Raw genomic sequence first — 15,771 nt, 5'->3', positions numbered from 1 at the left:
CATCCTAATTGTCGCCGAACAGCCCACCCTTGTCCCAACCGTGTGCCCGATCAGGCAACTCTCTGCCTCTAGCAAATGGAGTGGCGTCGAAGAGAGCAGGTTTCGTTGGGTGCGTTGACATGAATTGCAAAGAGTCGCCATCCTCACTGCTGGATACGATTCTTAGCGATGGGACGTGCTTGGCTTTATTTTTCTTGCGGAATGGCTCTGTCACGCTCTTTCCTCCCCAATAAGGTCGCCCAATTCCAAGGCATAGGCATTATGAAGTTCAACAATGTCATAGACGTCTCGAATCCATCCCAGATACATATCAGTTGTTTTCTTGTCCATGTGTCCGAGTTGTGGCTGGATTATTAGCTGGATTATGTCGGTCGCACTTCCTGTTATCCATGTAATAGGCATGCCTGAACCAGACATGAGATTGGCTTGTTTTCGCATGCGCTCCAGCTCAATGAGGAGCGTCTTGCATGCCCAATAGTGACGCCCCGGATGTGGCGACCATCCCTCAAACGGCAGGGAAGGCGCATTTACCCAAGCGTCGTAAAACTTCTGTGCCGAGACAGGAGCGCCAGTAAAATCGGACAAGAAGAGTTCTGTTGGCGGATTCCTGCGTCGTGCCTCCTGCTCGGCCTTTGTTTTTCCCGACTTGATATATGTTTTCATGAGTCTTGGTCTTTCATACTCAAGGTAGTGCCACAATCTATCGGCCAGGCTCATCGGAACTACTATTCTTCTTGAAGGCCCAACTTCATAATTGCCACGTATGGTTTTCCCCCCTTTGGTGCCATGTTCTATCGTGACAGTCACCTTGTCTGCTGAAATGGGGCTGACCTGCCATTTACTTCTGTCGACAGGCAGAGTATCAATTTGCCACTCCACAGCTTCTTGCCGCCGAATCCCAGTATGTAAAACGAGTTCAGCCATCAGTGCCTTGGTTCGGCCAAATCGAATTCGCAGCGAATTAAGCCAAGCGCGGATCTCCTCGTCTGTCGGAATGCGTAAATTTTTGGGATTAAGTCGTCGCTTATTCACGCGGGACGTGTGCGCTACGACTCGTGTGTGTGTGGAGGATGCAGTATGCTGGATATAGCTTCTTGTAACGGTTGGGACATCAAATGGCTCCCTCAACTCCTTCTTTGACGCCCATATTAAGAATGCGCAAGCAGTGTCAACTCGTTGGTTAATGGTGGAGTTCTCAAGTGGGCAGCCGTCTGCGGTGAAGGAGCCCAGTGCCATTTCCTTCTCATATCCGTCCGTAATGTCTTGGTCGTAGTCGAGTTTCTTCCAATCCTTACCGCGCGCAGCACACCATTCCAAGAAATTTGCTAGTTGCGCTGCAAAGGTATTTAGCGAGCTGCGCGTAGGACGACGAGATGTCCGTATTGCCCCATTTTCGACATCAGCCATGGTTGGAATTGCTCGCTCACGCAGATAGCGTGAAGCCTCGCGATGATACTTCCAGTCGCCATCAAAAATGACTGGCACGTGCGCAATGCTGCCAAATCCCTTTTTCTTAAGAAGGTCTTTGTTGGGGCGAAAGACATAAATGTTGGCATTTGGCACGACTCAATATTCTCCCTAGAAAAATTACTATTACTTCTAAACCATGTTTATACTGTAAATATATACAGTATTGCAATATCTTGCTTATTCTTTAATTCATTCAATCAACATATAAAAAAGATAGGTTATTGAAAACGCAATGGTAATAGGGAAATACTGCTATGTCGACTAGTGGAGGTATATAGAATGGCAGTATTTAAAACACAGGACTACATTGAGCAGACGCTCGATTTAAACGAGCTGTGCATCCGCCATCCTGCTGCGACCTTTCTAGTCAGAGTCGGCGGTGATTCCATGAAGGATAAAGGCATATTAGATGGTGATGTCCTAGTAGTGGACCGGTCTGAAACTGCCGTGCATGGCAGCGTGATTGTGGCGTCACTAAATCGTGAGTTTACCGTCAAAGAGCTGTGCCTAAAGCCGATTAAGCAGTTGCTGCCGCATAACAAGGCATACAAACCCATTTTGCTGACAGAGCGAGACGAGTTTGAAGTCTTTGGTGTCGTCGTCAGTGTGGTGCGAAGAATGACACGATGAAACCTGTTTTTGCTTTAGTCGATTGCAATAACTTTTATGCCAGCTGTGAAACCTTGTTTCGCCCTGATTTAAGAGGCCGGCCAATTGTAGTGTTATCCAACAATGATGGCTGTGTGGTTGCTCGCTCTAAAGAGGCCAAAGCACTTGGCATTAAAATGGGTGTGCCTGCATTTGAGTTAAAGCCACTACTTGAACAGCAACAACTGCTCGCCTTTTCATCTAACTATGCCCTTTATGCCGATATTTCAGCTAGGGTCATGACCACGCTTGAGATGTTAGCGCCGGCGGTTGAGGTCTATTCCATTGATGAAGCGTTTCTCGATTTGACGGGCGTGTCACATTGCACCGCGCTGGAGCGTTTCGGGCATTCAGTGCGTCAGACCATTTTGCAAAACATTGGTATCACGGTTTGTGTTGGCATGGCGCCGACTAAAACCCTGTCAAAACTAGCAAACCATGCCGCAAAGAAATGGCATAAGGCAGGCGGTGTGGTCGATTTAACTGATAAAACCCGACAACGAAAACTCATGGCACTTCTGCCTGTTGGCGAAGTGTGGGGGATTGGCACTAAACTCTCAGCAAGGCTCAACAAACTCGGTATTCACACTGTCTTGGATTTGGCTGATGCCAGCCCCTCATTTATCAAGCAGCAATGCTCGGTGGTCGAATCGCGTATCGTCGCAGAGCTTAATGGCGAATCGTGCCTGGCGTTAGAGCAAGTGACACCCACCAAAAAACAAATTATCAGCTCCCGCGCCCTTGGCGAGCGCATCACCTCAAAAGATTTGATGCACGAAGCAATAGCCGAATACATCAGCAGAGCTTGCCAGAAACTGCGTAAAGAAAAGCAACAAGCTAAGCAATTAACAGTGTTTATCCGTACCAGTCCGTTTAGCGACCGGCAACGAGACCCATACTACGCCAATAGCATCACCACCGCCCTGACACATCCCTCAGCTGACACGCGAGATTTTTTGTCAGTAGCAACGAAGCTGCTCGATAAAATCTGGAAAGACGGATACCGCTACGCCAAGGCCGGTGTCATGCTTGCAGATTTTTATGATGAAGGCGTATATCAAGTTGATTTATTTGAGCCAGCGCCTCCCGCATATCAGAGCAAAGCGCTGATGACCGTGATTGATACCATCAATGCCAAAACGGGCAGCAAGGTGTGGTTTGCAAGCCAAGGCGCATCACAGGCATGGAGTATGAAGCGTGCGATGCTATCGCCGCAATACACAACGAAATGGACGGATTTACCGGTAGCCAATTAAGTTCTATAAAATCACACATAATTGATTTAAGGCGTAATTGCGCATAGTATTTTATTCGATGGTCCTGGCATATCACTGCTACATGCAGACCACCGGGAACACGGGGATGGCCGGTCAAATTGATTGGCCTTTTTCTTTATCAAGCTATGCCTACCGAGCTAATCAAATCAAGACGCTTGTTCTTTTTTTACATAAGGGACGCCATGAGTTATACCGTTGAAATTACCAAGGACAACCTTATCCCAATTCCTGATACGCTCTGTGCTGAGCTAGGAATTTCCGTAGGGGACATATTGGTTTGTGTGACGGATAAAGAGCGCTCTGAAATCAGCATGAAAAAGCATAGCGACCAAACACTAACTGACGAACAGCTCTCTGCTGAAGGAAATTTAACTCGTGTGGTAAGCATTGAAGCTGCAGAGTGATTGCGGATGCAAGGCGCTCCCTCAGAGCATTATTAGGTAACTAGATGACAATCAACACAGCTATAAAAAACGATCATGAATATGAAGCTGCATTAGAAGCCATTGAGCAACTTCTTGAGGCTGAGCCTGGCACGCCTGATGGTGAAAAGTTTGAGGAATTGGCAAAAATGATCACAGAGTATGATGATATTCATCACAAGCTCAACGAGTAATCCAGTGCCAAGTTGCTCTTTGAATCGTCACTAAGTGCCAAAAGCGGAAATTCACTGAGATTCGATTCAATCGACGCTTTTCACTGAAAGCGGACCTTGGTGTTGTTAATAAAATAGCCGTGGGTCCCAAAATTTCGTGACTTTAACAACAGTCTGAACGTTTATTAAAAAAGCCTGCACTACTCACCAATTTTTGTACTCAAAGTTAGCGTGCAACCTCAGACTTCGCAGATTATGGAACCCAATAGCCCAGAGAAGATTTCCCCGGTTGATCAAGTATGATTGCAATGCTTTGCTTGGCTCTCGTAACTGCAACATAAAATGAGGCAGCGGCTGTTGATTCCAAAGGTGTTCCATTCTTAATAAAATTTTCTATGTTTTTAGTTGGAGCAACTAGCACTCTCTCAAATGTAGCTCCCTTTGCGACTTTGAAGTTCTGAAACGGAAGATCTAGGTTTTTGGCCGAACTTACGTTATTTCTTAAGCATTGCGGACTGAACTGCGACATGTACTCATAGATATGTTCGGATCGTAATAGGAAAACACCATCATGTCCTGTCTCTTCGATGTTCTCCGAGGTGGTCTCCGGAAATGCCCAACTCGCATCAAAAATCGTATCTGAAAAGGATGCAATTTCCTGCCTGCATCGATAAGTAATTGTCGAATATGCAATGTTGAGACATCCTTCTGCCTCGCGTTCTAAGAACCATTCCAATGACGCAGCATAACCAAATTTCTTGTTTTTTTGCCCTCTCGGATTTGTTGAGAGAACCGCTTGACGCACGTCACCAACGAGCCGTAATTCAATTTTAGATTGCAAAAGCGCTCGTAAGATCTCCCAATCGTAGCCTGCAAGATCCTGAACCTCGTCAATCAATATTTCGTCGTAAATATTTTCCAGACGGTTCAGTAATTCAGGTTTTGCCTCCATCAATTCAAAAGCCAGCCTGCCTAGTTCACAACCAAAGATTTTGTTGTCGGCAGTCATAAATCTGCTTTTTCCATTTGCAAATCTGCCTGGACGTCCATCAAAATCGAAGCCTCGGACTCGCTCGGAAGGAAACTTGAAACGTAAAAATGGCTTCGCAAAATGTCTGAGCAAAAACGTGTACCATCCCATTACCTCCACTCCAGTGGCATGGCCAGCCTCTGCTGCTAATCGAGCCTTTACCTGTTGTTGGTTTGTTTGGGTGTATGTAAGTAGCGCAACTTTACGACTTGAAGGCAGCTCTTTGCAGTGGTTAACCAAGCCTTGGGTCTTACGACCACCAGCAACAGCCAAAGTAAGGATGTTAGGCATTGTGGATGAACTCCGCGGCTTCAACCATATACTTTGGTGGCTCCAGAGCTTCCTGAGACTCTGCAATGCGCATTGCCCCTTCTGTTTTTTCACGAGCCATCCAGGTTTCCAAATCAGCCCTCGCTGAAATTCCAAGTATCTTCCTTAGCTGATCTTCTCCATTTGCTCTGATCAATTGAGGTTCTAAGGTTTGTCCATCAGCCACAGCGCCAATGAACAGCTCCCGTTTTTTACCGTCTAGCAACGATTCCACAATCTGTCTCAACTCAACGGGATCAACTCCATCGTTGTCACGCATCACAGCTACGGGTTTGTCAACAGATTGGCATAGCTCTAAGCATCGAGCTAGAGATAGCCCGCGCATGCTAATAACATCAATCCCTAATTCCATTGGTCTTTTTTTATACAAATCTTTAAACACGCGTTCAAAAATAATTTCGTCAGAAGGTCCCTCAACCAGAACCACTTTTCTAGCCAAAACCAAACGTAAGGTGTCGTAACCAGGCAATCGTTGAAAGTAACGGACCGTTTCAGGGGATAGGTCAGTAATTTTTGATGGTTGATTACGGCTAAGTAGATGTAAATCATTTAAGCCAAGTCGATTCAGAACGTAGGTGCTGTGAGTCGAAATAAAAAGCTGTTGTTCATCTGTTGCTAATGACTCGATTCGGTCCAGCAAAATCCTCAGGCTGGTATGTGAAAGGTGATTCTCTGGCTCTTCGATCATAATGATCTTCACTTTGGATGCATGCCGTTTCATAGCAAGTGAGATCTTTATCGCAGCCTGCTGGCCAAGTCCTGCCATTGAAAATGGAACGCGATCTACATAAGGTGTAATAGCACTTTCCCAAGATGTGCGTGAAGTCTGGTCCATTGCCAAGGCCATCGGCTCAGCCTGCAATGCAACCCCTAGAGCTCCAATACGAGTGTTAACTGGAGCAAGAGCTCCCTGAGTCATAGATGCTTTGATTTCTCTATAGTCAAGCGATATGGCGGCCTTCTCCGAAACTTCAAGCTGATCGCTCAGGATCTGCCGCAAGTGGTAGTCCACCCCATTACTAGACTTGACTGTACGGGAGTCAATTGTGGCTACAGAAAGTACTCGCGGACGCTTCACTAACTCCTGGTCTGCGAATGAACGCCACTCGCATGTGTAATACTCAACAGGCAAAAGATCAGTTGGGTTTTTCAACCATTCATCCAACATGTCTTGGTATTCTTCATTTGGGTAAATTCTTAGAAAAACTCCGGGACATGCAGTTGTTGGCACACTCGTGTTAACCGCTCCACACAGAAGTTGTAGCTCTGCATCATCACGGAGGTACAGTTCAATTAATATCTCGGGAAAGGACGGTTTTAGACCTGCATTCAATGAGGCTACAAATTGATTCACCATATCAGAATTGAACCAGTGCGGGTTTAGTTCCTCCAACACACTTCGGCCAACTATTCTCCCGTTAAGCGCCAATGATACAGCTTCCATCAAAGTAGATTTTCCTGCATCGTTATCACCAATAAGGATATTCGTCCTTGAGTTGGGGTATAGCGTGAAATCGTTGTATATCCGATACCCACGAATACGAATCTTAGTGATCATGTCTAATAGTCCTTATTGTTTATTGATCTTGGCACAACTAGCTCTAATTTGTACTTTACCCAAAATGGGCGTACGCTTCATTAAAATACCACTGCTCTTTAAACGCATAGTAACTTTTTATTTTTGGCTTTATGGTGTGATTTATTGAAGATTAGATTTGTCATAACAATGACATTTCGATCGGTATTGCCTTCATAATAAATCTCATAGAGAGCAATAAAGACATTAGCTGGAAGATGGTGCCATCCGTTATTCGAATCAGAATTTATAGTGCAGACAGGGAACGCAAGCGATGATTGATTTTTCAAAACTTCAAACTGGCCAGAATAGCGACACGGCCTTGCAGCCTCGAGATATCTTCAATTCTCTACCTGGAAAAGAGAAAGGAAAATACCAGTACCCTCGGGATGTGCAGTCTAAAGTATGGGAGCAGTGGTACAGCAGGAAAAATGAAAGCAACCTTGTTATTAAAATGAATACTGGTAGTGGGAAAACCGTTGTTGGTCTGTTGATTTTGAAGAGTTGTTTAAATGAAGGCAAGGGACCTGCGGTATACGTTGTTCCCGATAATTATCTCGTTGAACAAGTCCTCCAAGAAGCAAGGTCGCTAGGCCTGTCGGCTACCAGCGATTATAACTCTCACAGCTTCCTTCAGGGGAAAGAGATTTTAGTAACCAATATTCACACCTTGGTTAATGGGCTATCTGCCTTTGGGGTAGGAGATCAAGGTGTAAAAATTCATATCGGGTCGTTAATTGTAGATGATGCACATGCATGCTTGGAAACTATAGAGGATCAGTACACTGTCACATTACCAAGCGTATGTGACTCGTACAAGGGAGTTTTCAAGTTGCTGAGAAACTCGCTGATTCAGCAGAGTGAGCCACGAGTTTTGGAGATGGAGGGGCTCGACCCGTCGATCCAAATGCTAGCACCGTTCTGGGCTTGGCAAAGTAACATTGGTGAGATAAGTAGGTTGTTGGTCAATGAGAAAAATGAGGACCATTTGAAGTTTAAATGGCCCCTAATAAAGGATAATCTGAAGTTGTCGCGCTGCGTTGTTAGTGCTTCGAAAATAGAGATATCCCCGCATTGCATACCAATCAACACGATCCCAAGTATTGAGTTTGCAGAACGTAAAATATTCATGACGGCGACCTTAGCTGATGATAGCGTTTTGGCAAGCCACTTCGGAATTACGGATTTTCGAGCGTATCAAGCGATATGCCCCGACTCCTATGGAGATGTTGGGGATCGCATGATTTTAATGCCTCAGGTGATTAATCCAGAGATTTCAGATGACGAGATAAAGCAACTTTGTGTGCACGCAAAGAAATTTTTTAATGTCGTCATTATTGTTCCGTCAGATCATCGAGCTAATTACTGGCAAGATGTCGCAGACTCGATCTTAAAAAAGGGTAACATCCATGAAGGCATTAAGGCTCTTAGGAGCACTAAAGCTGGACTGACAGTGCTGGTCAATCGATATGACGGAATCGATCTACCCAATGATGCTTGTAGATTGCTTGTAATCGACGGGCTCCCTGACGTCAGACGAATGATTGATAAAGTCGAGGAAGGAATTCTATTAGGAACAGATCGAACAGCCACACAAATAACACAGCGTGTTGAGCAGGGGATGGGCCGAGGGGTGCGTTCAAATGACGATTATTGCGCCGTATTATTGATGGGTAAAACGCTGACTCGTAAGCTCTATGCTAGTTCCGGAGTTCAGAAATTCTCTGTGGGTACTAAGGCACAGCTGGATCTTTCAGAGAAAGTTGCAAGTCAAATTGCCAAAGCTGACCTAAAGGCGATCTGGGATACCTTGCTGTATTGCTTGAATCAAGATCCCAACTGGGTGTCTGCAAGTAAGGGCGCATTAACTAGCTTGACGGCAACTCCTGTCAGCAATATTGACCCTATAACCATTGCACTTCGAAAGGCGTACGATCAAGCACTTGCTAATAATTCTAGCGATATTGGGAGAAACATAATAGATGCAGTGGTATCCCCTAATAAAGTAATGAGATCATATTTAAAGCTTAGGGCCGCGGAGTACGTAAACTTGTACGATCAGGTTGAAGGACAGAGGCTTGTCCTGTCAGCAGCTAGTGATAACTCCAGAACTCTCAAGCCTATCGACGGCATTGGTTATCATAAACTAGAGGGAGAGCTCTTAGACCAAGCGAGAGAATGCAAAAACCACCTCCAAAGCTTTGCCAATCCAAACATTCCGATTATTGAACTCGACGGGATTTTGGAAGATCTGAAATTTGAACCCAATACTGCTGCTCGATTTGAGTTGGCTTTTGCACAGCTGGCGAGATTTATCGGGTTCAGTTCGCAGCGACCTGAAACTGAATCTGGCAAAGGCCCCGATGTGCTCTGGAGAACAGGCACTAATCAATATATTGTCGTGGAGTGCAAAAATGGTGCAACAACCGATACCATCAATAAACATGATTGCAATCAACTAAATGGCTCGGGAGAGTGGTTTGAGAATAAGTATGGCGCTAATGTTTCGTATTTTCCGATGATGATACACCCTTCGAAAAAGTTTGAGCATGCAGCATCGCCCAAAGCAACCACAAGAATTATGGATGTTGACAAACTAGAGCAACTGAAGAAGAACGTTAGAGAGTTTATTAAATCTGTATGTTCGCAGAGTTTGATTAGTGATGAGGCACAGATTAGAAGTCAGCTACTGCAACTGAAGCTTAGGCCTGTTGATTTTCAAGAATATTATACCGTTAAATATACCGCGACACACTAAATCAAGTTACAGGTTTACATAAGAGCCGAGGCGGTGATTAACCGACTCAAGTTACATTCTTAAACATATAGCTGTGCGAAAAAAATGAATTGGGGCGTTTGAGTTACGTTGTATCTCAATATCCAATGCGCAGCCAATAGACTAGAAACGTGAATACTCTACCTTGTGTTCACGAAAAAACGAATGTCTGCAAATAGCAAAGCAGAGATTCGTTTTTCACGAGCTGCCTGATCTGAATAGCTGCTTTTCGCTCTTAGTTGCCGTTAGAGACTTTCAGTCTGGCGGCTCAGTGCCAAAAGCGGATATTCACTGAGATTCGATTACAACGTCGCTTTTCACTTAAAGCTGACGTCCAGTATGACTGGTTAAATTGCCCTCATCACCATGTGTTTGAAGACGCCAAAGGATCCGTAATAAACTAAAATCACGACATGATGTTACTACTATTTTTCTGCTCATACATTTTGGCGTCAGCGTTTTGAAGCAGAGCATCTAAATCCAACGCATCGTCAGGATAAATGGCAGTACCAAGGCTGGCAGTGATCGGTGTTTCTAGCCTTAGGCTCTGATGAATAGCGGAAATGCCCCGATTGACTTGTTCAATCACGCGCAGCAAGTCGGGATCTCCGTCTATTTGGGTCAGCAGCAGCACAAATTCATCTCCACTGAATCGGCTTGCTGTGTCATCTGCTCTGATGCTGTTTTTAAGGACGTTGGCGATAGCAACAAGACAGTCATCGCCTTTCTGATGGCCATAGGTATCGTTAATTAATTTTAAGCTGTTGATATCAATAAAGATCAGCGCACATTTGTTAGTTTGTCCGAGCCTGTCACTGTGTAGTACAAACTGCTCAAAACGGTCTTCCAGTAACGCTCTGTTTGGCAGGCCAGTTAAAAAGTCATGGTAGGCAAGCTGCTTAAACTTCTTATGCTCCTGAATGTGCTGGGTAATGTCGGAGAAAATAGAGATGTAGTGAGTAACTTTGCCACTGTCATCCTTGATGGCCGATAAGGAAAGCCAGCTAATATAGTACTCGCCGTTCGCTTTGCGGTTTTTAATTTCGCCACTCCAGTGGCCCTTCGCTTTGACATCAAACCAGGCATTTTCTAAGGTCTGTTCTTCATTCAACCCAGATCGCAGAAATGCTGGTTTTTTATAACGGATATTTGCTAACTTAAAGCCAGTTTTTAACTCAAAAGCCCTGTTCACATCGATAATGTCGTCATCCGCATCTGTGATCATAATGGCTTCACCAGACTGTTCAAAAACGGACGAGTATAAATCGGGTTTGTCATCTGTCTTGACCCAGTTCTGGAGCAAACAAAAGAACTGCTGATCTTCGTCCTGTTTAAGAATATCTACTTTGAAACGACGACCGGAAACGGAGAGTGTTGTGGTTTTGTGTCCGTTTTTTTTCAAGCTGGAGTTGCTCAACACAAGCTGAAGCTCAGCAATTACAGCGGATAGTGTGCTATCTCCTAGTGCAGACATAGCTTGGTTTGAAGTGATGTATTCGCCACTCGCAGATAACAGCAGCCAAGGATTAGAGATCCACTCAAAATGTGTAGGGATAGAATGATGCATCTTCATAAAACGTTGTCTCCGTTGCGTGGTTAGACAAACAACATAACCACATTTTCAATGGCTTACATTGAGCCTACTTCAGTTTTCAGTAAATGCGCAAATTTACAGCAGGTACTTTAATTGATTACGCTAAGCCTCTGTAAACAGGTCACTTTTAAACTTTTACTGGCCTTTAGCAGCCTAAACCGCTAGAATGCCGCCCGAATTTTGAACAAAAGCAAAGAACAACCCAAGAGGATTAGCCGGTGTAATTAGCGAACAACACAAAACAGATTTGCAAAATAAAGTTAGGTTTGAACCATGCGTGCAAACTTTAAATGCAATACCTGTGGTGTTTTGCTGGTTCATATCGGATTTCTAAAACTTAATGGATGTTTTATGCTTAAAACTATTAAGCAGCACTGGCTCTCCAATATCAAAGGAGATGTCTTAGCTGCCATCGTTGTCGCTTTAGCCCTTATTCCTGAGGCTATCGCTTTCTCTATCATTGCAGGCGTTGACCCTAAAGTGGGTTTATATGCCTCTTTCGCTATCTGTGTACTTATCTCTTTTACTGGTGCTCGCCCTGGCATGATCTCAGCCGCTACAGGCGCTATGGCCCTGTTGATGATTGTTCTGGTCAAAGAGCATGGCTTACAGTATCTGCTGGCCGCAACACTGCTGACGGGTGTCATTCAAATTGTGTTTGGCTTCCTGAAGTTGGGTGATGTCATGCGATTTGTGTCCAGATCTGTAGTCACAGGTTTTGTGAATGCACTGGCCATCCTGATCTTCCTTGCTCAGTTACCGGAACTCTCCGGTGAATACGGTTCCGTCACTGTTTATGGGTTAACCGCTTTAGGTCTAGGCATTATCTATTTATTCCCTTATCTGACAAAAGCAGTGCCATCGCCGTTGGTCTGTATTGTGGTTGTGACTCTGGTCGCGCTTTATTTCGGCTTAGATGTACGTACCGTGTCGGATATGGGTGAATTGCCGGATAGCCTGCCGATTTTCTTATGGCCTGAAGTGCCACTGAACTTTGAAACCCTGATGATTATCTTTCCTACGTCTATGGCATTGGCCGTTGTGGGTATTCTTGAGTCGCTGATGACCGCAACTATTGTTGATGATCTGACAGACACCAAAAGTAACAAAAACAAAGAATGTGTGGGCCAGGGGATCGCCAACATTGGTTCAGGTTTAATTGGTGGTATGGCCGGATGCGCCATGATTGGCCAGTCGATTATCAACGTCAAATCAGGTGGTCGCACTCGTCTCTCTGCATTGCTCGCTGGCGTTATCTTGTTAGTGATGGTGGTGTTTCTGGATGCATGGGTTGGCATGATCCCTATGGCCGCTCTGGTCGCCGTGATGATCATGGTATCCATTGGTACATTTAGTTGGAGTTCGGTGAAGGATTTGAAGAAGAATCCAATCAGCTCAAGCATCGTGATGGTCGCCACTGTGATCGTAGTTGTCGCCACTCACAACCTAGCGTGGGGCGTGTTGGTTGGCGTGATTTTAAGTGCAATATTCTTTGCTAACAAAGTCGGACAAATCCTTTTCGTGGGTTCAGAGCTGAGTAGTGATGAACAACACAGGACGTACAAAGTGGTGGGTCAGGTGTTTTTCAGTTCAGCTGAGCAATTTGTTGACTCCTTTGATTTCAAGGAAGCTATCGAATCTGTGCAAATTGATTTGAGTCGCGCTCATTTCTGGGACATTACCGCTATCAGTTCATTGGACAAAGTAGTGATTAAATTCCGTCGTGAAGGTACAGATGTTGAGTTGCTTGGCCTCAATGAAGCCAGTGCCACTCTGGTGGACAAGTTTGCAGTACACAATCAGCCTGATGCAATAGAACGGCTGATGGGACACTAACGGGGAGTACATAAAATGACTAAAAAAGTAATAGCCTGTATTGACTCATCACCTTACGCAGAAGCTGTATGTGATTATGCAACCTGGGCTGCAAAACGCCTTAATGTGACTATGTCGGTGCTGCATGTATTGAGCAAAGCACAACAACAGGATACCAGCGATTTAAGTGGCAGTATCGGGCTTGGCGCGCAGGAAGCCTTGATGGAAAAGCTGACTCAACTGGATGCGGAGCGCGGCAAACTGGCGTTAGAGCGAGGCCGAATTATGCTCGACGCCGCTCGTGCCCGAGCAGCCGCCGCAGGGTTTGAGCAGGTTGAAGAGCGCTTACGTCATGGTGACTTTGTAGAAACAGCGATTGAATTGGAAGAAGAAACCCGTTTACTGGTGATGGGAAAACGCGGAGCAAGCAGCGCCGACGCTCATGGCCGATTAGGTTTACAGGTTGAACCTTTGATCCGGAACGTTCATAAACCAGTGCTCTTGACCCAACAGAAGTACAAGGAGCCTCAGCAGGTAATGCTAGCTTATGATGGCAGCGCGACAGCTCTTAAAGGCTTAGAAATGCTCGCCGGAAGCCCTTTAGTCAAAGGTTTACCTGTGCATTTGGTGATGGCAGGCGCTGATGTAGATGCAACCAGAATACAGATGGAGCAAGCGGCCAGTATTCTGCGCAAGGCTGGCTTTAGCACAACAATTGCTATTGTCGCGGGTGAACCTGAAACTGTGCTGCATCAGTATCAGCAACAACACGATATTGATTTGATGGTGATGGGCGCATACGGCCATTCCCGCATCCGGCAATTTATCGTGGGAAGCACGACAACGGCGATGTTAAGCCATGCCAAGTGTTCATTATTGATCTTGCGTTAACACCTCAAGGGCCAGTTCACTGGCCCTTTTAACATCACTACGATAAGAAAATTTTGAATTTTCAGTGGAGACAACCATGCGTTTACTGCATTCATTGAAACACATTACGCCAACCCCTGAACATCGGCTAGGTGAGCGAGTGGCTACACGTGCCATTGTGCTAAGAGGCTCGGATATTCTGGTGTTATATACCAAAAGGTACGATGACTACAGTTTACCGGGTGGAGGCCTAGAGGCAGGTGAAGATCTGGAGTCTGCACTGGTGCGGGAGCTTATTGAAGAAACTGGCGCAAAAAATGTAAACATCGTGACGCCTTTTGGACTTTTTGAAGAGTTTCGCCCTTGGTATAAAGACAATATAGATGTTCTCAGAATGCTGTCGTACTGCTACGTTTGTGAGATTGCGTCAGAGCTTGGGCAACCCAATTTCGAGCACTACGAAATACAAAATGGCATGCAGGTGTGCTGGCTTAATATTCATGAAGCCATACGCCATAATGAACGCATACTGCAAACAAAGCCTGAACACATGGGGCTGTCTATAGTACGGGAAACATATTTACTTCGGATGATCGCTGGCCAATTTCAAATTCCGGATCTGGTCAGAGAGTACAGATAGAAAAAGAACTGATTGCAGCGAAAGACCGCTCTGCTGCTTTGGATTTGTAACAGCAAAGTATCAGCCTCTTATCAAGAATGGATGCGATGCAATCTCAGCAAATGGCAGTGGAGCTGACCAGACTCAGGCTGCGCAAATTAGTGTTAATTAACGAGGCGATCAGCCGAATAAAACGTGGCGACTAAGTTTATTACGCTAGTTGAGACGAGTTGAGTGACATCCGACGTTTACAGGTCAACCCTATGGTAGCGTGCAATATTGAAATGCTCCCACGTCAACGTATCAAGATGTTCTGTTGAATGTCTGATTTTAAGGCAAAGCAGAGATTAGTTTTTTCGAGATTGCCTGTTCTGAACGGCTGCAATTCGCTCATAGTGAAGATCGACACAATGTGCCAATTGCAGACATTCCAACTTTAAGGCTGTAAAGTCCGCTTTTAGGTGTTAGCAGAACGCCCCGCTCACCGGAATTTTAGGAGCGAAGCGAGTAAAATTTCCGAGTGCAGTGGCTTGTTATACCTATTCACTCACCATTAGCGCTTCTGTTTTGACGCTTAAGCACGCATTTAAATGGTGCCATGTGGTGGTCTCCATCCGCATAAGATGAGAAAAAGCCCTCCAAACTACGGCCATTTTCTCTAAGCATCAAGCTTAAGCTTCCTCGATCAATATGAGCGCAGTCTTCATTCTCATATTCGCCTGTTAAAATTAAATTCTTAAATGAGCCAGTAAATCTATATGTATGAATATCACTAGCACCTCCAATTTCAACAATCTGCCCCAATATTGAATGGCCGATACGCTTTACCTCCACCCTTACTTCAATTGGAGCCATGCCTGAGTCAATTTTTAGGAAGAATTTTCTGTCGATTAACTCACCTTGTTCGTTATCTTTTCCTGAGTTGGGGGCGTCTTTAATAATGAGCTCAGCTTCAATATCGCGTTCAACGTCTTTTTCTTGAGATTTCGCAGCCACACTAACTGATGTGCTATTTGCGCTTTGTGAAGATTCATCTTCATCTGTTTGTTTTCGCTTACGTCTTCTCCGCTCGACAATACCGAATGCAATTTTAACTCTGCGCTTATCAATCTCTTCAATTCCTATGAATGGAACTAATACACCGTTCCAAACCTGAGGTATCCCCAGAAAT

The 15,771-nt window shown here is 45.0% G+C and carries 13 protein-coding genes; 8 read left to right on the top strand and 5 right to left on the bottom strand.

Annotation, left to right across the window (positions count from 1 at the left end; translation table 11 throughout):
• Nucleotides 1-210 precede the first annotated feature (210 nt).
• Nucleotides 211-1,563 (bottom strand): site-specific integrase, encoded by a 1,353-nt coding sequence (locus tag AAY72_RS07785; RefSeq protein WP_156411301.1) that lies wholly within the window; start codon nucleotides 1,561-1,563, stop codon nucleotides 211-213.
• A gap of 186 nt (nucleotides 1,564-1,749) precedes the next feature.
• Here AAY72_RS07785 and umuD point away from each other — a divergent pair, with 186 nt between their 5' ends.
• The 4 genes from umuD (at nucleotide 1,750) to AAY72_RS16715 (ending at nucleotide 4,011) form a co-directional block, all read left to right on the top strand.
• Nucleotides 1,750-2,100, top strand: a complete 351-nt coding sequence (gene umuD / locus AAY72_RS07775; RefSeq protein WP_082628966.1) for a translesion error-prone DNA polymerase V autoproteolytic subunit — start codon at nucleotides 1,750-1,752, stop codon at nucleotides 2,098-2,100.
• On the top strand, nucleotides 2,097-3,374 hold the full coding sequence (gene umuC, locus AAY72_RS07770; RefSeq protein WP_057786580.1) for a translesion error-prone DNA polymerase V subunit UmuC: 1,278 nt from the start codon (nucleotides 2,097-2,099) through the stop codon (nucleotides 3,372-3,374). Before umuD ends, umuC begins: the two co-directional genes overlap by 4 nt.
• A gap of 203 nt (nucleotides 3,375-3,577) precedes the next feature.
• On the top strand, nucleotides 3,578-3,799 hold the full coding sequence (locus tag AAY72_RS07765; protein ID WP_156411300.1) for a hypothetical protein: 222 nt from the start codon (nucleotides 3,578-3,580) through the stop codon (nucleotides 3,797-3,799).
• Nucleotides 3,800-3,843: 44 nt separating this feature from the next.
• Nucleotides 3,844-4,011: a transcriptional regulator gene (locus AAY72_RS16715; RefSeq protein WP_156411299.1), complete on the top strand. Its 168-nt coding sequence runs from the start codon at nucleotides 3,844-3,846 to the stop codon at nucleotides 4,009-4,011.
• Between the two features lie 232 nt (nucleotides 4,012-4,243).
• Here the strand turns inward: AAY72_RS16715 and AAY72_RS07760 are convergent, their stop codons facing one another.
• Together AAY72_RS07760 and AAY72_RS07755 are read right to left on the bottom strand one after the other, a co-directional pair.
• Complete coding sequence (locus tag AAY72_RS07760) at nucleotides 4,244-5,311, bottom strand: UvrD-helicase domain-containing protein (protein ID WP_057786576.1); 1,068 nt, start codon at nucleotides 5,309-5,311, stop codon at nucleotides 4,244-4,246.
• On the bottom strand, nucleotides 5,304-6,908 hold the full coding sequence (locus AAY72_RS07755; RefSeq protein WP_057786574.1) for an ATP-dependent endonuclease: 1,605 nt from the start codon (nucleotides 6,906-6,908) through the stop codon (nucleotides 5,304-5,306). Before AAY72_RS07755 ends, AAY72_RS07760 begins: the two co-directional genes overlap by 8 nt.
• A 292-nt stretch (nucleotides 6,909-7,200) precedes the next feature.
• Between AAY72_RS07755 and AAY72_RS07750 the strand changes: the two genes are divergently transcribed.
• Nucleotides 7,201-9,684, top strand: coding sequence for a DEAD/DEAH box helicase family protein (locus AAY72_RS07750; RefSeq protein ID WP_057786572.1), 2,484 nt, complete (start codon nucleotides 7,201-7,203; stop codon nucleotides 9,682-9,684).
• Nucleotides 9,685-10,108: 424 nt separating this feature from the next.
• Here AAY72_RS07750 and AAY72_RS07745 read toward each other — a convergent pair whose 3' ends face one another.
• Nucleotides 10,109-11,275 carry a GGDEF domain-containing protein gene (locus AAY72_RS07745; RefSeq protein WP_057786570.1) on the bottom strand — a complete coding sequence of 389 codons (1,167 nt, stop codon included), beginning with the start codon at nucleotides 11,273-11,275 and terminating at the stop codon, nucleotides 10,109-10,111.
• Nucleotides 11,276-11,647: 372 nt separating this feature from the next.
• On the opposite strand from AAY72_RS07745, the gene AAY72_RS07740 reads away from it, so the two are divergent.
• The 3 genes from AAY72_RS07740 (at nucleotide 11,648) to AAY72_RS07730 (ending at nucleotide 14,621) form a co-directional block, all read left to right on the top strand.
• Complete coding sequence (locus tag AAY72_RS07740) at nucleotides 11,648-13,132, top strand: SulP family inorganic anion transporter (protein WP_057786568.1); 1,485 nt, start codon at nucleotides 11,648-11,650, stop codon at nucleotides 13,130-13,132.
• Between the two features lie 15 nt (nucleotides 13,133-13,147).
• Entirely contained in the window at nucleotides 13,148-14,002 is an 855-nt protein-coding gene (locus AAY72_RS07735; protein ID WP_057786566.1) for a universal stress protein, read from the top strand.
• A 76-nt stretch (nucleotides 14,003-14,078) separates the two neighbouring features.
• Nucleotides 14,079-14,621: an NUDIX hydrolase gene (locus AAY72_RS07730; RefSeq protein WP_057786564.1), complete on the top strand. Its 543-nt coding sequence runs from the start codon at nucleotides 14,079-14,081 to the stop codon at nucleotides 14,619-14,621.
• A gap of 522 nt (nucleotides 14,622-15,143) precedes the next feature.
• On the opposite strand, the gene AAY72_RS16825 is transcribed toward AAY72_RS07730, so the two are convergent.
• Nucleotides 15,144-15,771: hypothetical protein (locus tag AAY72_RS16825; RefSeq protein ID WP_197408386.1), on the bottom strand; the 628-nt coding region annotated here is incomplete at its 5' end.

Source organism: Alishewanella sp. WH16-1, from assembly GCF_001441695.1.
GTDB lineage: Bacteria > Pseudomonadota > Gammaproteobacteria > Enterobacterales > Alteromonadaceae > Alishewanella > Alishewanella agri.
Note: the sequence above shows the minus strand (reverse complement) of the source record. Positions and strands in the feature narration are given on the sequence as shown.

Coding starts and splice junctions, on each gene's coding strand:
- umuD (WP_082628966.1), top strand. CDS start 1,750: ATGGCAGTATTTAAAACACAGGACTACATTGAGCAGACGCTCGATTTA.
- umuC (WP_057786580.1), top strand. CDS start 2,097: ATGAAACCTGTTTTTGCTTTAGTCGATTGCAATAACTTTTATGCCAGC.
- AAY72_RS07765 (WP_156411300.1), top strand. CDS start 3,578: ATGAGTTATACCGTTGAAATTACCAAGGACAACCTTATCCCAATTCCT.
- AAY72_RS16715 (WP_156411299.1), top strand. CDS start 3,844: ATGACAATCAACACAGCTATAAAAAACGATCATGAATATGAAGCTGCA.
- AAY72_RS07760 (WP_057786576.1), bottom strand. CDS start 5,311: ATGCCTAACATCCTTACTTTGGCTGTTGCTGGTGGTCGTAAGACCCAA.
- AAY72_RS07755 (WP_057786574.1), bottom strand. CDS start 6,908: ATGATCACTAAGATTCGTATTCGTGGGTATCGGATATACAACGATTTC.
- AAY72_RS07750 (WP_057786572.1), top strand. CDS start 7,201: ATGATTGATTTTTCAAAACTTCAAACTGGCCAGAATAGCGACACGGCC.
- AAY72_RS07745 (WP_057786570.1), bottom strand. CDS start 11,275: ATGAAGATGCATCATTCTATCCCTACACATTTTGAGTGGATCTCTAAT.
- AAY72_RS07740 (WP_057786568.1), top strand. CDS start 11,648: ATGCTTAAAACTATTAAGCAGCACTGGCTCTCCAATATCAAAGGAGAT.
- AAY72_RS07735 (WP_057786566.1), top strand. CDS start 13,148: ATGACTAAAAAAGTAATAGCCTGTATTGACTCATCACCTTACGCAGAA.
- AAY72_RS07730 (WP_057786564.1), top strand. CDS start 14,079: ATGCGTTTACTGCATTCATTGAAACACATTACGCCAACCCCTGAACAT.